The 18,139-nt window shown below is 60.0% G+C and carries 19 protein-coding genes, 1 tRNA gene and 1 pseudogene; 9 read left to right on the forward strand and 12 right to left on the reverse strand.

The features are described from left to right. Positions 1-1,348, reverse strand: a 1,348-nt coding sequence (locus C6382_RS18280) for a retention module-containing protein (RefSeq protein ID WP_146146918.1), incomplete at its 3' end; no start/stop codon positions are given. A 347-nt stretch (positions 1,349-1,695) separates the two neighbouring features. Here C6382_RS18280 and C6382_RS18285 point away from each other — a divergent pair. From C6382_RS18285 to C6382_RS18295, 3 genes are read left to right on the forward strand one after another with little or no spacing between them, the layout of a single operon-like run. Then, complete coding sequence (locus C6382_RS18285) at positions 1,696-3,033, forward strand: TolC family outer membrane protein (protein ID WP_107025769.1); 1,338 nt, start codon at positions 1,696-1,698, stop codon at positions 3,031-3,033. Positions 3,034-3,075: 42 nt separating this feature from the next. Beyond that, positions 3,076-5,232 (forward strand): type I secretion system permease/ATPase, encoded by a 2,157-nt coding sequence (locus C6382_RS18290; RefSeq protein ID WP_107025770.1) that lies wholly within the window; start codon positions 3,076-3,078, stop codon positions 5,230-5,232. 7 nt (positions 5,233-5,239) lie between these two features. After that, positions 5,240-6,595, forward strand: coding sequence for an HlyD family type I secretion periplasmic adaptor subunit (locus C6382_RS18295; protein WP_178082795.1), 1,356 nt, complete (start codon positions 5,240-5,242; stop codon positions 6,593-6,595). 44 nt (positions 6,596-6,639) lie between these two features. On the opposite strand, the gene C6382_RS18300 is transcribed toward C6382_RS18295, so the two are convergent. Further along, positions 6,640-7,230, reverse strand: coding sequence for a WYL domain-containing protein (locus tag C6382_RS18300; protein ID WP_107025772.1), 591 nt, complete (start codon positions 7,228-7,230; stop codon positions 6,640-6,642). A 206-nt stretch (positions 7,231-7,436) separates the two neighbouring features. Between C6382_RS18300 and C6382_RS18305 the strand changes: the two genes are divergently transcribed. Then, a complete protein-coding gene (locus C6382_RS18305) occupies positions 7,437-8,255 on the forward strand; it encodes a tetratricopeptide repeat protein (RefSeq protein ID WP_107025773.1) in 819 nt (272 codons plus the stop codon). Positions 8,256-8,408: 153 nt separating this feature from the next. Next, a pseudogene (locus C6382_RS18310) lies at positions 8,409-8,616 on the forward strand (TolC family protein); the annotation flags it as partial. 26 nt (positions 8,617-8,642) lie between these two features. On the opposite strand, the gene C6382_RS18315 reads toward C6382_RS18310, so the two are convergent. Both C6382_RS18315 and C6382_RS18320 read right to left on the reverse strand, forming a co-directional pair. Beyond that, positions 8,643-9,389 (reverse strand): slipin family protein, encoded by a 747-nt coding sequence (locus C6382_RS18315; protein WP_107025774.1) that lies wholly within the window; start codon positions 9,387-9,389, stop codon positions 8,643-8,645. Between the two features lie 2 nt (positions 9,390-9,391). After that, positions 9,392-10,777, reverse strand: coding sequence for a nodulation protein NfeD (locus tag C6382_RS18320; protein WP_107025775.1), 1,386 nt, complete (start codon positions 10,775-10,777; stop codon positions 9,392-9,394). Positions 10,778-10,879: 102 nt separating this feature from the next. On the opposite strand from C6382_RS18320, the gene C6382_RS18325 reads away from it, so the two are divergent. The 3 genes from C6382_RS18325 (at position 10,880) to C6382_RS18335 (ending at position 12,340) form a co-directional block, all read left to right on the forward strand. Continuing rightward, positions 10,880-11,338, forward strand: a complete 459-nt coding sequence (locus C6382_RS18325; RefSeq protein WP_038605387.1) for an aminoacyl-tRNA deacylase — start codon at positions 10,880-10,882, stop codon at positions 11,336-11,338. Between the two features lie 60 nt (positions 11,339-11,398). Then, positions 11,399-11,638, forward strand: coding sequence for a DUF2789 domain-containing protein (locus C6382_RS18330; protein WP_107025776.1), 240 nt, complete (start codon positions 11,399-11,401; stop codon positions 11,636-11,638). A gap of 63 nt (positions 11,639-11,701) precedes the next feature. Further along, on the forward strand, positions 11,702-12,340 hold the full coding sequence (locus C6382_RS18335; RefSeq protein ID WP_107025777.1) for an NADH:ubiquinone oxidoreductase subunit N: 639 nt from the start codon (positions 11,702-11,704) through the stop codon (positions 12,338-12,340). Between the two features lie 15 nt (positions 12,341-12,355). On the opposite strand, the gene C6382_RS18340 is transcribed toward C6382_RS18335, so the two are convergent. The 8 genes from C6382_RS18340 to C6382_RS18375 form a co-directional block, all read right to left on the reverse strand. Next, positions 12,356-12,796, reverse strand: a complete 441-nt coding sequence (locus C6382_RS18340) for a CBS domain-containing protein (protein WP_107025778.1) — start codon at positions 12,794-12,796, stop codon at positions 12,356-12,358. A 176-nt stretch (positions 12,797-12,972) separates the two neighbouring features. Further along, positions 12,973-13,431 (reverse strand): DUF805 domain-containing protein, encoded by a 459-nt coding sequence (locus C6382_RS18345; protein ID WP_178082796.1) that lies wholly within the window; start codon positions 13,429-13,431, stop codon positions 12,973-12,975. A gap of 21 nt (positions 13,432-13,452) precedes the next feature. Next, positions 13,453-13,806 (reverse strand): hypothetical protein, encoded by a 354-nt coding sequence (locus C6382_RS18350; RefSeq protein ID WP_107025780.1) that lies wholly within the window; start codon positions 13,804-13,806, stop codon positions 13,453-13,455. 161 nt (positions 13,807-13,967) lie between these two features. Next, a complete protein-coding gene (locus C6382_RS18355; protein ID WP_107025781.1) occupies positions 13,968-14,288 on the reverse strand; it encodes a DUF3077 domain-containing protein in 321 nt (106 codons plus the stop codon). A gap of 384 nt (positions 14,289-14,672) precedes the next feature. Continuing rightward, positions 14,673-14,996: a hypothetical protein gene (locus C6382_RS18360; RefSeq protein WP_107025782.1), complete on the reverse strand. Its 324-nt coding sequence runs from the start codon at positions 14,994-14,996 to the stop codon at positions 14,673-14,675. Positions 14,997-15,053: 57 nt separating this feature from the next. Further along, complete coding sequence (locus tag C6382_RS18365) at positions 15,054-15,584, reverse strand: DUF5384 family protein (RefSeq protein WP_107025783.1); 531 nt, start codon at positions 15,582-15,584, stop codon at positions 15,054-15,056. An 11-nt stretch (positions 15,585-15,595) separates the two neighbouring features. After that, entirely contained in the window at positions 15,596-16,105 is a 510-nt protein-coding gene (locus C6382_RS18370; protein WP_045181170.1) for a hypothetical protein, read from the reverse strand. 242 nt (positions 16,106-16,347) lie between these two features. Next, a tRNA-Arg gene (locus tag C6382_RS18375) sits at positions 16,348-16,424 on the reverse strand. Positions 16,425-16,684: 260 nt separating this feature from the next. On the opposite strand from C6382_RS18375, the gene gabD reads away from it, so the two are divergent. Further along, complete coding sequence (gabD, locus tag C6382_RS18380; protein WP_038605409.1) at positions 16,685-18,127, forward strand: NADP-dependent succinate-semialdehyde dehydrogenase; 1,443 nt, start codon at positions 16,685-16,687, stop codon at positions 18,125-18,127. The last annotated feature ends 12 nt before the right edge of the window (positions 18,128-18,139 follow it).

Consider the following 18,139-nt stretch of genomic DNA (forward strand, 5'->3'; position numbering starts at 1 on the left):
TGCCGTCCTTGTAGGCGTCTTCGCCGTTGCCAGCCGGAACCGTCAGGGTGCCCGTGGTCTGACCATCGGCGATGGTGATCAGCCCCTGGTCAGTGGTGATCGTGGTCACGCCTTGGGAGGCATGGCTCAGCGTGGCAGTGAAGATGTACTGCGCCGACGGGCCTTCGTCTTGTACCGAACCAGACAGGCTCACGGTCGAGACCGTCGTGGTGTCGACCACCGTCGCGGTCGCCGAGCTGTTGCCGACTTCCAGCTTTTCAAAGCCAGGACCGTTGACGCCGGTGATCGTGGCGGTCAACGCGCTGCCGTCCTTGTAGACGTCTTCGCCGTTGCCAGCCGGAATGACCAGCGTGCCCGTGGTCTGACCATCGGCAATGGTGATCACGCCGCGGTCAGTGGTGATCGTGGTCACGCCTTGGGAGGCATGGCTCAGCGTGGCGGTGAAGATGTACTGCGCCGACGGGCCTTCGTCTTGTACCGAACCGGTCAGGCTCACGGTCGAGACCGTCGTGGTGTCGACCACCGTCGAGGTTGCCGAGCTGTTGCCGACTTCCAGCTTTTCAAAGCCAGGGCCGTTGACGCCGGTGATCGTGGCGGTCAGTTCGGTGCCGTCCTTGTAGGCGTCTTCGCCGTTGCCAGCCGGAACCGTCAGGGTGCCCGTGGTCTGACCATCGGCAATGGTGATCACGCCACGGTCGGTGGTGATCGTGGTCACGCCTTGGGAGGCATGGCTCAGCGTGGCAGTGAAGATGTACTGCGCCGACGGGCCTTCGTCTTGTACCGAACCGGTCAGGCTCACGGTCGCGACCGTCGTGGTGTCGATGACCGACACAGGGGGCAGCGAGTTGTTGCCATTGACATTGTCCACACCCCCGAGCTCCAGACGCTCGTCAGCTATGGCAAAACCGATAGGGCCAGTCGGGAAGCCAATAGTCGGATCGACCGACCCTGCCGTGGCATCGAGCATGACGAAGCTGTGGCCACCGCCGACGGCACCGCCAGCACCTGCAGCCGATGGGCCGGCCGCAGTGGCTTCCAGCTCGGTAGTCGGGTCGGCACCAGCAGCAATGGCTTGTTGCAGCTCTTCAACCGAAGGCGCGGCCTGCGCGGTAGCGGCCGAAAGGTCGGTGCTGCTATCCGGCGCGTCAGCGCTCCACTGAGTATCGCGGCCCAGGTCCAGGGTGCGACCGTCAGCCAGCTCCAGGGTCACAGCGCCCGCCAGGCCGGTCAGCACTTGCTCGCCAGCAAGCAGGCGGTCACCTTCAATGAGGACGCGCCGAGCCCCTTCCGGGGATACGGCGATGACTTGGCCAACAATGCTTTTGACGATGGCAACAACGCTGCTCATTGGACTCTCCGAATACCCGTTCAGTTGGCTTCCATGCCCAATCGGCGCTGATTTGCCGCGTTCCGATGGGAATGTTTCAAATGTTATTTTGACGCTGGTTTCGTCAAATTTTTGTCTATATTTTTTGGCTATTAACTTTATGCCAAACTATTGACCTTCTTGTTGCCATCCTAAACAATCAACACCGTAATGTCACATTGATATTTAAGCGGCTACCACCCTTCCTACGTACGCTCGAGTACCCATTCGGAAGTTTCCGACAGAACGTCAAGCTGGTTGCCATTTTCGAATGCAGCAACGCCCTTTTGCTGTGATCTGGGACAAGAGGTCCCTAGGAAAAACGTCTCATGCGCGCGTCATTGTTCACTGCTCTTCCTTTCGCCCTCGCTGCCAGTTTCGTTCAGGCGCAAAGCCTGCCAGAGGCCATGCAAAAAGCCCTTGATGTGCATCCGGAAATCCAGGCCGGGGTCAACAGCCGGATCGCGGCTGACTACCAGCTGCGTGCTGCCAAGGGTGGCTATTTGCCGAAGGTCGATGTGCTGGCAGGTTACGGCCGCGAAGGGACCGACAGTCCGAGCACGGGCAACCGTTGGGAAACCCTTAACCGTGGTGAATCCAGCCTGCGTCTGCGGCAAATGGTTTTTGACGGTTTTGCCACCTCCAGCGAAGTAGGGCGTCAACAAGCCACCGTTAACTCGCGCGCTTACTCCTTGCTCGGTACCTCCGAGCGCACCGCGTTGACCGTTGCCCAGGTTTACCTGGACGTCCTGACCCGTCGCGAAATGGTGCGCCTGGCTGAAGACAACCTGCGCAGTCACGAACGCATTTACGACCAGATCAAGCTGCGCACAGCCCGCGGCGTGGGGCGTCTGGCTGACCTCGACCAGGCCGAAGCGCGTCTGGCCCAGGCCCGTAACAACCTGATTACCGAGCAGACCAACCTGGCAGACGCCAAGACCAACTACTTGAGCGTGGTTGGCCAGATGCCCGATGAACTGAGCGCTCCTGCGCCGTTTATCGATTTGCTGCCGGCCAATCTCGACGAAGCCCGGCAACAAATGGTCGAAAGCAGCCCGATCCTGCGTTCGGCAGAGTCCGATATAGCGGCGGCGGAAAAACAATACGCGGCGGCAAAGTCTACGTTCTATCCGCGCTTCGATGCAGAACTCGGACGGACGGCCGACAACGACATCGATGGCATGAACGGTCATAACAACGAATGGCAGGCCATGCTGCGTATGAGCTTCAACCTGTATAACGGTGGGAGTAACAAGGCCGACCTGGAATCCAAGTCGTACCAGACCAATCAGGCGCTGGACATTCGTAACAATGCCTTGCGCCAGCTCAATGAAGAATTAGGCCTGGCGTGGAATGCTCTGGACAACGCCAACGCGCAATTGCCTATCGCCCAACAATACGTCGACTACAGCAACAACGTGCGCAGCGCCTACCAGAAGCAATTCAGCCTGGGCGAGCGGACGTTGCTCGACTTGCTCGATAGTGAGAACGAGCTCTTCACCGCACAGCGTCGCCTGACCGAGGTGAAGAACATTCAAGTGTTTACTCAGTATCGAATCAAGGCGACCATTGGCCAACTGCTCAAGAGCCAGGGCGTGGTCGCACCGATGGCATCCGTTGTGCAAAACGATATGAAACCGAAGGTCAACCTGCCAGGTATGAACTGAGGTTCACCTTAGTCTCCAACCGTAATCACCAAGAGAAGCCGCGTGGAATCAGAAGTCAGTCGAGTCCAACTCAGCCATGATCCACGCAGTCAGCACGATGATCCGCTGCTGGACAGCCTGCTGTCCCTTTGTGTGTTGCACCAGAAGCCCGCCAGCCGGGCGATGCTGACCACCGGCCTGCCGTTGCCGGCCCAGCGCCTGAGCCCGGAGCTGCTGCCGCGTGCGGCAGCCCGTGCCGGTCTGCAGGGGCGTCTGTTGCAACGCAAGCTGGAGCAGGTCCCGAGCATCGCCATGCCGGCGATGCTGCTGCTCAAGGACGGTCGCAGCGCGGTGCTGCTCGGTTGGGAAAATGACGACACCGCGCGGCTGTTGCTCAGCGAGAGCGACGGCGGTGAGGTGCATGTCAGTCGCGAGGCGTTGCAGAGTGACTACAGCGGGCGGGTGTTCTTCGCTCAGCCGCAGCACAAGTTCGACGTTAACCACGGCAACCTGATTCCCCGTGCACGCTCCTGGTTCCGCGACACGCTCAAGCGCAGCCGCTGGCTGTACATCGATGCCATCGCCGCCAGCCTGGTGATCAACCTGATCGCCCTGGCCGCCCCCCTGTTCGTCATGAACGTCTACGACCGCGTGGTGCCCAACCAGGCGACCGCGACCCTGTGGGTGCTGGCTGTCGGTATCTGCGGTGCCTATATCTTCGACCTGATCCTCAAGGGGCTGCGCAACCTGTGCCTTGACCTTGCCGGGAAAAAGACCGACCTGATCATCTCCGCCACGCTGTTCGAGCGCATCGTCGGCATGGCGATGAAGTACCGTCCAGCGCGGGTCGGCAGCTTTGCCCAGAACATTCACGAATTCCAGGGCCTGCGCGATTTCCTCGCCTCGCTGACCCTGACCAGCCTGATCGACCTGCCGTTTACCCTGCTGATCTTGCTAGTGATCGCCATCATCGGTGGCCACTTGGTATGGATTCCGATCATAGCCTTCCCGCTCGCCCTAGGCATTGGCTACGCCCTGCAGAAGCCCCTGGTGGCGACGCTGGAGCGGACCATGGCCCTGGCATCCGAGCGTCAGTCGAGCCTGATCGAGACCCTGGCCGGTCTCGACGCGGTCAAGGTCAACAACGCCGAAAGCGAACGCCAGTACATGTGGGAGCAGACCATTGGCACCCTCAGCCGCCTGGAACTGCGGGTCAAGGTGCTGTCGGGCCTGGCGATGAACATCACCCTGTTGATCCAGCAACTGGCGGGAGTTGCGCTGATTTGTACCGGTGTCTACCAGATCATTGCCGGCAACCTCAGCATGGGCGGCCTGATTGCTTGCTACATGCTCAGTGGTCGTGCCCTCGGTCCGCTGGGGCAGCTGTCCGGCTTGTTGACCCGCTACCAGCAGGCCAAGGTCACCATGGTCTCGACCGACCAGATGATGGAGCTGCCGCAAGAGCGTAACTTCGAAGAGCGCCCGCTGAGCCGTCAGGTGCTGCAGGGTGCAATCGAGTTCCGCGATATCGATTTCACCTACCCGAACCAGCAGAACCTGGCGCTCAAAGGCGTCAGCCTGAGTATCCGGCCGGGTGAAAAAATCGGCATCATCGGTCGTAGCGGCTCGGGCAAGAGCTCGCTGGCCAAGTTGATCGTCGGCCTCTATGAAGCCGACAGCGGTTCGCTGTTGGTCGACGGCGTGGACATCCGCCAGATCGACGTCAGCGAACTGCGCCACAACATCGGCTATGTGCCACAGGATATCCAGCTGATGGCCGGCACCCTGCGCGACAACCTGGTCAGCGGTGCGCGTTACGTCGAGGACGAAATGGTCCTGCAAGCCGCTGAGCTGTCGGGTGTCCATGAGTTTGCCCGCTTGCATCCGCAGGGCTATGAATTGCAGGTCGGCGAGCGCGGCCAGAACCTCTCGGGTGGTCAACGTCAGAACGTTGCCTTGGGCCGGGCGCTGTTGCTCAACCCACAGATCCTGCTGCTCGACGAGCCTACCAGCTCCATGGACAACACCGGCGAAGAGCGTCTCAAGCAGCGCCTGCAAGCAGTCATTGAAAGCAAGACCGTGGTCCTGGTCACCCACCGGGCATCGTTGTTGTCTCTGGTCGATCGCTTGATCGTCATTGATCGGGGACAGATTGTTGCGGATGGCCCGAAAGCCGCCGTCATGGATGCGCTGAAGAAGGGGCAGATCAGTGTTGCATAAGATCGATATGGGCCAGGTCAAGGACAGCCTGCGCAAGTACTTCAAAGGCTCCGAGTCCCTTAGCGGCCAGCCGCTGCCCGAGGTCAACAAGGCGCTGATCGAGGACGCGCCGCGTATCGTGCGTCTGACCATCTGGGGTGTGATCGCGTTCTTCCTGTTCCTTGGGGTGTGGGCCAACTTTGCGATCATCGACGAAGTCACTCGCGGTGAGGGCAAGGCGATACCATCTTCAAAGCTGCAGAAAATCCAGAACCTGGAAGGCGGCATCGTTGCGCAGATCTATGCCAAAGAAGGCCAGATCGTTGAAGCCGGCGATCCTCTGCTGCGTCTGGACGATACCCGTTTCGTTTCCAACGTCGGCGAGACCGAAGCGGATCGCCTGGCCATGGCCCTGCGCGTGGAGCGCCTGAGTGCCGAGGTCGAAGACCGTCCACTGAAGATCGACGAAGAGATCCGCAAGGCTGCGCCAAGCCAGGCGGCCAACGAAGATTCCTTGTACCAGAGCCGTCGTCAGCAATTGCAGAGTGAAATCGGCGGCCTTCAGGAGCAACTTGTGCAGCGCCAGCAGGAACTGCGCGAGTTCAGCTCCAAACAGGCCCAGTACCGCAACAGCCTGCAGTTGCTGCGTCAGGAGATCAGCATGTCCGAGCCGCTGGTGGCCCAGGGCGCAATCTCGCAGGTTGAAGTACTGCGCCTCAAGCGTGCCGAGGTGGAAAACCGTGGCCAGCTCGATGCCACCTCGCTGGCCATCCCGCGGGCCGAGTCGGCCATCAAGGAAGTCGAGCGCAAGATCGATGAGACCCGGGGCAAGTTTCGCAGCGATGCCCTTACTCAGCTCAACGAGGCGCGCACCGACCTGAGCAAGGCGCAAGCCACAGGCAAGGCCCTGGATGACCGGGTCAACCGGACCCTGGTTACCTCTCCAGTGCGCGGTATCGTCAAGCAGCTGCTGGTCAATACTGTCGGCGGCGTGATTCAGCCGGGCAGCGATCTGGTGGAAATCGTGCCGCTGGACGACACCCTGCTGGTCGAAGCACGTATCCGCCCGCAAGACATCGCCTTCCTGCATCCGGGTCAGGAAGCCATGGTCAAGTTCACTGCCTATGACTTCACCATCTATGGCGGCCTGAAAGCCAAGCTGGAACAGATCGGCGCCGACACCATTACCGATGAAGACAACAACACCTTCTACGTGATCAAGCTGCGCACTGATCGCAGCCACCTAGGCACCGATGAGAACCCATTGTTGATCATTCCGGGCATGGTCGCTTCGGTGGATATCATCACTGGTAAGAAGAGCGTGCTGAGCTACCTGCTCAAGCCGATCATCCGCGCTCGGGCAGAAGCGCTTCGCGAGCGTTAAGAGCACGCAGGATTACGCGGCTTCTTGTGTATTTAAAGCACGGCTCAGGCCGTCTGGTACTGCGCCGCAGCGTTGCTCAGGGTCTCGGCGATCTGCTGGCGCAGGGCTAGGGGCTGTTCGACGATCAGGCCGTCGCCCTGGCTGAGTAACCACCAGCGCAATTGCCAGCCGTTGCTCACCGTCGCACGCAAGCAGTGGCCGTGCTCCAGCTGGGTGAGCTGCATGTCTGCCGACAGCGGGGTTTCACGCACCAGACGCGCCAGGTTGTCGCTGATCCAGGCCTGCAACTCGATCTTGTCGGTATCGCCAAACTGCAAGGCATCGCTGCGCAGATAGGCCTGCAGATCAAAGTCGCGCAGGCATTCGGTGGTGCTGTTGAGCACGCGCAACTGGCGAAAGCCGGCATTGGCCGCCCAATGCCAGCCGTAGGGAATACTCTTGTCGTTGCGCTCCAACGGAAAAATCAGCGACAGCTCGTTCAAGTCGCGTTCAATGGTCCGCTTGCTGATGGTAAAGCCGGCGTCTTTCAGGCGAGCTACCAGCTCGGCGCTGGTGGTACCGGGTGAGCGGCTGGGCAATTGGCGCAGCAACTCCCATTGACGGCTGAGCGTGGCGCGGGTCGTGGTGGAGGGCAAAGTGTGGCGTCCTTGTCTAGGCTTGCGGTTGTAGCATGTTCCTAGTGGATAGATATGGCAATTGGCCATTTCTCTATCGGGTCAAGGATGAAACAGTTGATTTGCCTCAACCGAATCGTTCGCGACAGGTTTTGTCGTGGTTTTGCGCAGAATCACGCCTCATTACTCCTGCCTTTTCTTCGGCGGGTTGTTCAATGAGGATGAACATGTCAGCTGCCAGCAACATTTTCCCACTGCTCGAGCGTCTGCTTCCCGAGCGCGTCATTGAGGTGTCTGGCCGTTCCAGCCAACTGGAGCGCTTGTACGCCGGTGTGGGTATACCCAGCCAGCGGGCAGCGTTGGGTGAAAGCTACATCCTGATCAGCCGCCTCGAGGCGGCCAGCGATCTGCAGGCGCTGTATAGCGATCTGCGAGCCCAGGCCCTGGATGGCAGTGTTGCGGCACTCAACGACCTGGGCTGGATCTGGCTCAATGGCAGGTACTGGCGCGCCGACCCGACGCTGGCCGGGCACCTGCTACGCATGGCGGCGTTGCAGGGCAGTGCGCCGGCCTGGTTCAACCTGGGCCAGCAGTATTATTTCGGCAAGGGTGTGGAGGTCGCTTATGCCAGTGCGGCCGAGTATTACCAACAAGCTTTCGAGCGCGGTCTGGAACAGGCGGCTGCGGCCTTGGGCGATCTCTACGAGGAAGAAATCTGCGACAGCGAAATGCAGGAGTGGAAGGTCGACCTGCACATGGCCTATCGCTGGTTCTTGCGCGGTGCCCAGCGCGGCGAGGCGCGCTGCCGTTTTGAAGTCGGCTACCGGCTGCTGCACGGGCAGACCGTGGCAGCCGACCAGAAAGCCGGCGTGTACTGGCTGGAACTGGCGGCCGTGGCCGGGGTGATGCAAGCCGCTGAAGAGCTGGCGGTGCACTTCAGTGTTTCGCAGAACGCATTGCGCTATCTGTTCTGGCGTGACCAGGCCATCGCCATGGGCAGTTCGCTGGCCCTGACCATGAAGCTGGAAGATCAACTGCAACCCTGAGCAGGGTGCTCGTCATCCACGCTTGACGGCGGGGCTGGAAAGCCCGTCGCTGGTACGCCTGCACCGGGAGCTATTGCAGGGCATCGATGATCGCCCTGCCGGTGGTCGACGATCCGCTGCGGGCGTTCGACATCGCTTCGTCGCGGGCCCACGGAGAAGGTGCCGGTGGCGAACAGCGGTGAAGCGATCATCAGCGCATCCTGCCAGTTCGACCTCTGGGGCACCCTCAAGCGCGGCGTCGAAGCGGCCCAGGCCAATGCCGACGCGACCCAGGCCGCTGCCGATACCGCACGCATTACCCTGGTGGCCGACGTCGTGCGTGCCTACACCCAGGTGTGTGCGGCCAACGAGGACTACGCGCCGCATCGCCGGCTCCTGCAACTAGAACTACTTATCCACAAACCCCTTGAGCATCTCGATCGGCAACGGAAAGACAATGGTCGACGACTTGTCCCCGGCAATCGTGCCCAAGGTCTGCATATACCGCAGCTGCATGGCCCCCGACTGACGCCCGAGCATTTCTGCGGCCTGCATCAGTTTCTCCGAGGCCTGCAATTCCCCTTCGGCATGGATCACCTTGGCCCGTCGTTCGCGCTCGGCTTCTGCCTGCCGGGCAATGGCGCGGATCATCGACTCGTTGAGATCGACATGCTTGATCTCGACGTTGGCCACCTTGATGCCCCAGGCGTCGGTTTGCGCGTCCAGCACCTGACGGATATCCAGGTTCAAACGCTCGCGTTCGGCCAGCAACTCATCCAGCTCATGCTTACCGAGCACCGCGCGCAAGGTGGTCTGCGCCAGCTGGCTGGTGGCCATGAGAAAGTCCTCGACCTGGATGATCGCCTTCTGCGGATCAAGCACGCGAAAGTACAGCACGGCATTGACCTTGACCGAGACGTTATCGCGGGTGATCACATCCTGCGGCGGCACATCGAGGACCACGGTGCGCAGGTCGACCCGGACCATCTGCTGGACCCCGGGAATCAGCAATACCAATCCCGGCCCTTTGACCCGCCAGAAGCGCCCGAGCTGGAACACCACGCCCCGTTGGTACTCTCGCAGAATGCGAAACGCCGACAGTAACAGCACGCCAGCAAATGCCAGCAACGCACCAATGCCCAGTTCGAAAAACATCTTCAGTCTCCTTGCGCCACAGCGTTTGCTGCGGCGCTGACGTCCAGAAGTACGCCCTTGCGTGAGATCACCCGGACGTGTTGCCCCACCTGCAGCGGCGTCTGACTCTGCGCCTGCCACTGTTCACCCTGCACCTGCACGGAGCCGATGTACGGATCGCTGTCATTGACCGCCATCACCGTGGCCAGGCTGCCGACCAACCCGGCATCGCCACTGACCAGCGCGCGCGCGCGCGCTTTCATGGCCATGCCCAGCACGCCGCCGAGCAGCAGCGCCGAGAACAGCGCCAGGAACAGGATCAGCGGCAGCGGAATGCCGAAGCCGGGCACATCGGTGTCCATCAGGATTACCGCGCCCACCACAAAAGCGACGATGCCGCCAAAGCCGACCACACCGAAGCTGGGCATGAACGCCTCGGCAATCATGAAGGCCACGCCGAGCAGAATCAGCGCGACTCCGGCGTAGCTCACCGGTAACAGCTGCAGGGCATACAGGGCCAGCAACAGACAGATGCCGCCGATCACTCCGCCGACCCCGGAGCCTGGGCTCATAAACTCGAACATCAGGCCGTAGACACCAATCATGATCAGGATCAGCGCGACGCTGGGGTTGGTGATCACCGCCAGCAAGCGCGTGCGCCAGTCCGGCTGACGCTCGATCACCGGCGCGGCGGCGGTGTGCAATTGCACGGTTTTCCCCGCGGCTTCGAGGGACTTGCCGTCGAGCTGGCGTAACAAGTCGGGCAGATCGTTGGCGACCCGGTCGATCACCTTAAGGCGCAGAGCCTCACTGGCAGGCAGGCTGACGGACTCACGCACCGCCTGCTCGGCCCAGTCGGCATTACGCCCGCGCAATTGCGCCAGGCTACGGATATAGGCGGCGGCGTCGTTGACCTGCTTACGGGTCAAGGTGTCCTGTTCGCCCGGCGTCGCTTGCTTGTCGCCCGTCGGTGCTGCCGGTGGTGCGCCAGGGTCTTTCGGTGTGCCGGGGAGACCGCCGATCTGCACCGGGGTGGCGGCGCCCAGATTGGTGCCCGGGGCCATGGCTGCGACGTGGCTGGCGTAAAGGATATAGGTGCCAGCGCTAGCCGCCCGGGCACCACCGGGGGCGACGAAACTGGCCACCGGCACCGGGCTTGCCAGGATCGCTTTGATGATCTCGCGCATTGAGCTGTCCAGCCCGCCCGGGGTATCGAGGCGGATCACCACCAGTTGTGCCTGCTCGACCTTGGCGTGTTCCAGGCCGCGTATCAGATAGTCGGCACTTGCCGGACCGATGGCATCGTTAATATTGAGCACCAGCACGGGAGCGCCGGGCGCAGCCTGACCGCCAGGCAGTGCGCCGAGCAAGAGCAGAAAGAACAGGTGCCGACACCAACGAGCGATCACCTGAATTCACCTGGTTTGTGCGTGTCCAGTAAGTTTAGTCCGCTGCCCGCAGCAGCACGGCCTAAACTTCAGAAGTGGGGGAGCTATATCCGGAGGTGCATCATGCGTATGGCAAAAACCTTGCAGCAGTGCCTGGACAAGGCCGGCTGCGACTATGACATCGTTCCTCACGCACACTCATCCACCAGCCTTGAGTCGGCGCGCATGGCCGGGGTACCCGCTGAAAGAGTGGCCAAATCGGTCATGCTCGACGACCGCCATGGCAACTACCTGATGGCTGTACTGCCCGCCAACCGTCACCTGGACATGAGCAAAGTACAAGCCACCGGTCAGTGGCACATGACGATTGAAAGCAACCTGCCTCATCTGTTCGGTGATTGCGAGCGTGGCGCCATCCCGGCACTGGGTGATGCATATTCGATCAAGATGCTGGTTGACCCGACGCTGACTCGCCAGGGTGATATCTATGTCGAGGCCGGCGATCACGACCATCTGATCCACATGAACATGACGCAGTACCTGAAACTGGTGCCGAACGCCGAAGTGCGCGAGGTTTGCTGATGATCAACCCACTGCCAGGCTGGCGTCGTGGACGACCGGTCTGGCCCTGAGGAGTGACTTATGGAAGCAACCAATCACAAGTTTTCCGAACTGTTCAAACAACTGGGACTTCCTGATGATCCCGTCGGTATCGACCAGTTCATCACAAGCCATTCGCCGCTCAAAAACGAGATAAAACTGGTCGATGCGCCCTTCTGGACGGACGCACAAAGGGCGTTTCTCAAGGACAGTATCGAGGAGGATGCCGACTGGGCGGTGATGTTCGATCAGCTCAATGAGGCCTTGCGAAATAAACGCTGAGCGGCACTGATACCGGCGTTCGGCGTTGCTATGCTCAGGAAAAAACAACTGGGGGATAGCGCAATGAAAGATCCCTATGCCGTCGGTTTCTGGTGTGCCGTGATTGCCTTGGGCCTGCTGACCGCCGGTTACTTCTATGGTGTCAAAGAGAGCTATCAACTGAACCAGGCCCTGGTGTTTCTCTACGCCGCCGGTGGGGTGATCGGGGCGCTGGCGCTGACGGCACTGGCCTGGATTGCCTGGCAGCAGTTGCGGGTCAGCAAGCGCCAGCTGGCCCAGGGCCGCACACTGGTGGCGATCTGGAACACCAAAGTTGCCTTGCGCCGGGTCGAAACCGTGTTCGATCGCTACTTCTGGGGCAGCTACTGGCAACCGGGGCGGACCTTCCAGGAAGTCATGGGCGAGCTTGAAGGCACGCCACTGGAGCAAAGCCTTGAAGCGTTGAAGCGCCAGTGCCGCGAGCTGGACAAGGAAACCCACGACCTGCGCCGCCACTGGTTGGACAACGCCCGTGAGCTCTCCAGTGTGGCCACCGCCATGGCTCGGGAGCGCTATCAACTGGACCTGTGCGATTCGCAGCAAAGCAGCGGACGAGGGGGCGCGGTGCTCAACCGCGATCTGGAAGTGCTGGTGTACACCTGGTCGGCGCGCCTGCGCAGCTTCGACCACCAGCTCGATGAGCTGGAGACCGAATACCGTTGAGGAAGTCGCGGCGAGTCAATCGCCGCGAATGTACTGTTCCAGTTGCTGGATCATGTTGGCCTGCTCGGCGATGGCCTCCTTGACCAGGTCACCAATCGACAGCAAGCCCAGCAGCTCGCCGTTCTCCACCACCGGCAGGTGTCGCAGGTGGCTGTTGGTCATCATGTTCATGCAGTAATCGATGTTCTGGTGCGGGTCGACCGTGATCACCGGCGCGCTCATGATCGCGCTGACCGGCGTGCCCACTGAAGAGCGGCCCTTGAGCACCATCTTGCGCGCATAGTCGCGCTCGCTGACGATTCCCACCACTTGGCCGCCCTCGACCACCGGTAAGGCACCGACGTTCTTCTCGGCCATCAGCCGCAGTGCATCGAGCACCATCTGCCCGGGGCCAATGGTATGAACCTGATGGTGCTGCTGGGCTTTGGTTTTCAGGAGCTGTGCCACGGTTTTCATAGAAGCCTCTGCGATGCTGGGAGTGGATGACGGCAGATATCTACAGAATCGTGTACAGATGGCCGCAGAGCAAGGGAGAAAGCGGCATCGAGGCGATTGAAAAACGTCATGGGCTGGCCCGCAAACGACAAAGCGGCCAAGGATGGCCGCTTTGTCGAAACCTGATCAAAACGTGATCAAGCAACACCCTTCGGGTTCGGGCCAAAGCGGTTAGGACCTGGCGTGCTGTCCTGGCACAGGAACACGATGTTGACGAATGGCAACAGCAACCACCAGCCGCTGCGATCGGTATCGTGCATACGGCGAACGCCAACGGCGATGCCTGGGACCAACAGCGCCAGGGCGTACAGGTTTGAGATCAGACCATTGGTGCCTGCCAAGCCTTCGGCGAAGCCAATGCCAAAGGCAATCAGGAAGTTGATCAGAAAGAACATCCAGTATTCTTTGCGGCGCGCACGGCCGGCGAATACGGCGTATTTCTTCAGTACGGCGAAATACCAGTTACCCGTGGTTTCGGGAGCAATGGCAGCTGTCGCAGTTGCGGCAGCCGGCGCAACGCCTTGAGGCGCTCCACACTGCGGGCAAGCCATGGCGCTCTGATGGATTTCCTTGGCGCAGCCACGGCAAAAAACCATACTCATTTGTTATCCCTCACGTTAATTAACTGAAAATCCGATATATACAAACAGCGAAATACCCGACATCACAACACCGGCGATGCCCATGTTGCTGCCAGGTTTTTGCTGCAAAATGCTGACGCTACCCAGGACCAGGCTGACCATTGCAAACAGGCTAAGTCCGAGCAACGTATCACTGTCCCATTCGGCGCTATCAAACAGGGAAAGCGTGCAGAGAATCCCGAACGTCAGGGAGACGATGCCCATCCAGGGGGAGGGCGGATTGGCAGGCTGAATATGAGCCTGAAGATGCTGGAGCGCACCGCATTGTGGGCAGGAAGGCGCCGTTTCATGTATCTGCTTGGCGCAACCGCGGCAAAACACCATTGCCATGACAAATCCTTTTGATCGTTCCTGATACGCGTTTGCGGCAGAAGTCAGCTGGATAGTTTACCAAGTATTTCATGGGTGGCAAAACAATGGCGCGTTGAGCGTTAGCGGTTGTGCATAGGCGTCGGCGTTGTCGGCGCCGACGCCTTCTTCTATAGAACTTCCTACTGTTGCTGCGTAGGCGGAACCATGGCTCGATCTTCTATGCCATCAAGCAGCGCATCAACCAGGCCCTTGGCCATTTCCACCGAATGCAGGGTCGACCAGAGAAAGTTCTTGCTGGCCGGATCGATGTTGTCGAAGGCTTTGTAGCCGGTGTCGTAGGCACAGCTCAGATATAAAGAGGCGTGCACCAGCGCGTCGTGAGCGGCGATGCCGGAGCAGACGGCGAACAGCGGAGAGTGGCCGGCGTCGCAAGCGCCGAAGACGGTGTGGGAAGTGGTCGTGGATTGATCTAGTGGTGGATCGGGGACGATCTTTTTCATATGGGTGCTCCAGTTGGAGCTGACACCGTGATCCGTTACCACACGAATGGGTGGCAGCTGTACGCGGGGTGGTAAACCGGGGGAACACCCAGACCCGGCAGGCTAAAAGCCTCCCGCGCACAGCCACCATAGGCTGTATGGGATGATCCATAAATCCGGGTTACCACACCCGATCACCGAGTGTTCGGTGACGGACAGGAGCCTAGAGGTACGAGTTCCCATGGACAAGCAGACGGGTATCGACAGACTCGGTAGGGTATTTCCTAGGACGTCAAATCAGCCAGCATTTTCGAAAGCTCGAAACAAAATCTGACACTGCGGAACACCAAGACAAACAAAAAAGGCCCAGGAATTCACCTGAGCCTTTCGCGACTGCAGCACCGATCAAAGCCCGTTAGGCAAGAACCGGGTAGCACCGCTGACATCGTCGATCTTCTTGATGCGGAAGGCCTTGATGCAGGTTTCGTTACGGGTGTTGCTGTCTGGACAGTACTGTTTGACGAAGGCGCCAAAGTCCATGTCCTGACCGTTAACGCTGAGCACGCGTTTGAAATACTCGCCCTGGATGCCCTGGGCCTGACGCGAGGTGGTCATTTCCTGATCAACCACCAGACGGCCATGCAGGTCGACGGTGGGAAACTCGGCTTCTTCCTTGGAGCAGGCGCTCAGCAGCAGGCCAGCCGCTACCAGCATAAACAGACGCAGCATGATGTTGTCTCCGCAGAGGCCGACCCCGGCATAGCTGCCGGGGCAGGCCTGTGATGATTACTTGCCGAACAGGCTGTTGGAGCGATTGACTTCGGCCTTGCCTGCATCTTCAAGCAAGGATTTGGTGCCCGAGGTCACGTTGCGTGCGGAGTCGGCGTTGGACTGGATTACGTCGGTGCGCGCAGCGCTGTCGCGCAGCTCGGCATCGATGTAGTCGTTGGCCCGCGCAACCTGAGCTTTTTTCGCTTGCAGCTGCAGGCGGCGCTCTTCCAGCTCCAGTGCGCGCAGCTCGTCTTCGAAGCCTTCTTCACGGGTGAGAACGCGTTTCTGCTCTGCCGCTTGCGCCTGTTGCCGTACGGCAGCGGCTTGCGCCGCGGCACGCTGCGAGGCCGCGCGCTGCTGGCGAGCCGCAGCTTCACGCGATTCGGCGCGCTGCTGGGCCGCAGCGGCCTGACGCAGGCGCTCGGTTTCCAGGGCTGCTTCTTTCTGTTTGGTCTGCTGTTCGATCTGGTAAAGCTGATCGAACTGGCCTGCCGTGGCGGTCACGGCAGACAGTGCGAGGGCGGTGCCCAGAACAATATGCTTCATGTCCGGCTGCCTCAGCTCTTTTTAGGTTCTGGGCAGGTAGCATTCGGCTGAATGCGCGTCTCGTTGCTCATGGTCATGACCATCAGGGAGATGCCACCGACTTCGAAGTTGCAAGGACGACCAACCTGAGCGGAGGTGTAGATCTTGCCGCTTTCGGAGTAACCGATCAGCACGCCTGGAACCAGGGTGGTGTCGTTGACCATGGAGCCGGCGAGGGCACCCGCACCACCACCGGCAACACCGCCGACAATAGCGGTGTCAGTGTTTTTGCCAGCACCCAGTGCTGCACCACCCAGTGCACCGAGAACACCGCCGACCATCATGGCGGCATTTTTGTTCTTCTCGTTGCTGACTTTGATCTTGGTCGGCGAGACGGTGAGAATTTTCACGGTCTTGGCTTCTTGCTGAGTGTTTACCTGGCTGGCGTCAAACACATCGGATTCATACTGCTCGCCCGTCGCCTGGCAGCCTACGAGAGAAGCGACAACGGTCAAAGCCAGACAGTGTTTCAGCATTTTCATTCCTAAATTCCCTGGAGGGTGTGGGTAACCTTGTGCCGCAGTCCATTACTGGCGGGCAATTTGCCAGCATTCTAAACAGATAGTTTAGTCAAGGTAAAGCCAACAGGACTTACAGGGGATATGGATAGAACGAAGGGTAATAAACGAGGGTATTCACTGGGCTTGGGCAGCCAGGCGAATTGAAATGTAGGTAAGCGGGATTGGCGAAACGCCAGACCTTTGCAAGCAAAGGGAGAGGAGGATGGCGCACTCGGCGGGATTCGAACCCACGACCCCTGCCTTCGGAGGGCAGTACTCTATCCAGCTGAGCTACGAGTGCAACGCGGGCGCCATGATACCCATCTAGACTGTCGGCGTCCATCGCCAGAATGGCTGTGTTCGATTTTGCACACACACAGGTCTATAACTGATGTTGATCTGAAAAAGGTTGCCGTATAGCGCTTTTTGTTCTTTTTTTCGAACACCCTATTGTCCTTTTCCCTCGTTGCTCCTAGGATTCGTTTGAGATTTCAAACGCTCTCCTTTTTCTACAATCAATAATTCGCGCCGTGTCTGTACGGTGCCGTTAAGGAAGCCGACATGCAGCTTAAAGACGCTCAGTTGTTCCGCCAGCAAGCCTTCATCGATGGCGTGTGGTTGGACGCGGACAACGGTCAGACCATCAAGGTCAACAACCCGGCCACCGGCGAGATCATCGGCACTGTGCCGAAGATGGGCGCGGCCGAAACCCGTCGCGCCATCGAGGCCGCCGACAAGGCGCTGCCGGCCTGGCGTGCACTGACCGCCAAAGAGCGTGCTGGCAAGCTGCGTCGTTGGTTCGAATTGATGATCGAGCACCAGGACGATCTGGCTCGCCTGATGACCACCGAGCAAGGCAAGCCGCTGGCCGAAGCCAAGGGCGAGATCGCCTACGCCGCTTCCTTTATTGAGTGGTTCGCTGAAGAAGCCAAGCGCGTTTACGGTGACACCATTCCTGGCCACCAGCCAGACAAGCGCCTGATCGTGATCAAGCAGCCAATCGGTGTAACCGCGGCGATCACCCCGTGGAACTTCCCGGCGGCGATGATCACCCGTAAAGCCGGCCCGGCCCTGGCCGCTGGCTGCACCATGGTGCTCAAGCCTGCTTCGCAAACCCCGTACTCGGCCCTGGCCCTGGTTGAGCTGGCCACCCGCGCCGGTATCCCGGCTGGCGTGCTGAGCGTGGTGACCGGCAGCGCCGGCGATATCGGCAGCGAGCTGACCGGCAACCCGATCGTGCGCAAGCTGTCGTTCACCGGCTCCACCGAAATCGGTCGCCAGCTGATGGCCGAATGCGCCAAGGACATCAAGAAAGTTTCCCTGGAGCTGGGCGGTAATGCACCGTTCATCGTGTTCGACGACGCTGACCTGGATAAGGCCGTCGAAGGCGCGATCATCTCCAAGTACCGCAACAACGGCCAGACCTGCGTTTGTGCCAACCGTATCTATGTTCAGGACGGCGTCTACGATGCCTTCGCCGAGAAGCTCAAGGCCGCTGTGGCCAAGCTGAAGATCGGTAACGGCCTGGAAGACGGCACCACCACCGGTCCGCTGATCGATGGCAAAGCGGTAGCCAAGGTTCAGGAGCACATTGCTGACGCGGTTGGCAAAGGCGCTCAGGTACTGACCGGCGGCAAGCTGATCGAAGGCAACTTCTTCGAGCCGACCGTACTGGTCAACGTGCCAAACAACGCAGCGGTGGCCAAGGAAGAAACCTTCGGCCCGCTGGCACCACTGTTCCGTTTCAAGGACGAGGCTGAAGTCATTGCCATGTCCAACGATACCGAGTTTGGTCTGGCCTCGTACTTCTATGCCCGTGACATGAGCCGTGTGTTCCGTGTCGCCGAAGCGCTGGAGTACGGCATGGTCGGCATCAACACCGGTCTGATCTCCAACGAAGTCTCGCCGTTCGGCGGTATCAAGGCCTCGGGCCTGGGCCGCGAAGGTTCCAAGTACGGCATTGAGGACTACCTGGAAATCAAATACCTGTGCATCAGCATCTGATCGCAGCGTAAG

Origin of the sequence: Pseudomonas sp. BBP2017 (assembly GCF_003024385.1) — a bacterium.
Taxonomy (GTDB): Bacteria; Pseudomonadota; Gammaproteobacteria; order Pseudomonadales; family Pseudomonadaceae; genus Aquipseudomonas.

What these genes read in the sequence shown, in the direction of transcription:
- C6382_RS18305 (WP_107025773.1), top strand. Translation starts at nt 7,437, where the DNA reads ATGTCAGCTGCCAGCAACATTTTCCCACTGCTCGAGCGTCTGCTTCCC.
- gabD (WP_038605409.1), top strand. Translation starts at nt 16,685, where the DNA reads ATGCAGCTTAAAGACGCTCAGTTGTTCCGCCAGCAAGCCTTCATCGAT.
- C6382_RS18355 (WP_107025781.1), bottom strand. Translation starts at nt 14,288, where the DNA reads ATGAAAAAGATCGTCCCCGATCCACCACTAGATCAATCCACGACCACT.
- C6382_RS18360 (WP_107025782.1), bottom strand. Translation starts at nt 14,996, where the DNA reads ATGCTGCGTCTGTTTATGCTGGTAGCGGCTGGCCTGCTGCTGAGCGCC.
- C6382_RS18350 (WP_107025780.1), bottom strand. Translation starts at nt 13,806, where the DNA reads ATGGCAATGGTGTTTTGCCGCGGTTGCGCCAAGCAGATACATGAAACG.
- C6382_RS18295 (WP_178082795.1), top strand. Translation starts at nt 5,240, where the DNA reads ATGGGCCAGGTCAAGGACAGCCTGCGCAAGTACTTCAAAGGCTCCGAG.
- C6382_RS18345 (WP_178082796.1), bottom strand. Translation starts at nt 13,431, where the DNA reads ATGGTTTTTTGCCGTGGCTGCGCCAAGGAAATCCATCAGAGCGCCATG.
- C6382_RS18370 (WP_045181170.1), bottom strand. Translation starts at nt 16,105, where the DNA reads ATGAAAATGCTGAAACACTGTCTGGCTTTGACCGTTGTCGCTTCTCTC.
- C6382_RS18340 (WP_107025778.1), bottom strand. Translation starts at nt 12,796, where the DNA reads ATGAAAACCGTGGCACAGCTCCTGAAAACCAAAGCCCAGCAGCACCAT.
- C6382_RS18330 (WP_107025776.1), top strand. Translation starts at nt 11,399, where the DNA reads ATGGAAGCAACCAATCACAAGTTTTCCGAACTGTTCAAACAACTGGGA.
- C6382_RS18285 (WP_107025769.1), top strand. Translation starts at nt 1,696, where the DNA reads ATGCGCGCGTCATTGTTCACTGCTCTTCCTTTCGCCCTCGCTGCCAGT.
- C6382_RS18335 (WP_107025777.1), top strand. Translation starts at nt 11,702, where the DNA reads ATGAAAGATCCCTATGCCGTCGGTTTCTGGTGTGCCGTGATTGCCTTG.
- C6382_RS18315 (WP_107025774.1), bottom strand. Translation starts at nt 9,389, where the DNA reads ATGTTTTTCGAACTGGGCATTGGTGCGTTGCTGGCATTTGCTGGCGTG.
- C6382_RS18325 (WP_038605387.1), top strand. Translation starts at nt 10,880, where the DNA reads ATGCGTATGGCAAAAACCTTGCAGCAGTGCCTGGACAAGGCCGGCTGC.
- C6382_RS18365 (WP_107025783.1), bottom strand. Translation starts at nt 15,584, where the DNA reads ATGAAGCATATTGTTCTGGGCACCGCCCTCGCACTGTCTGCCGTGACC.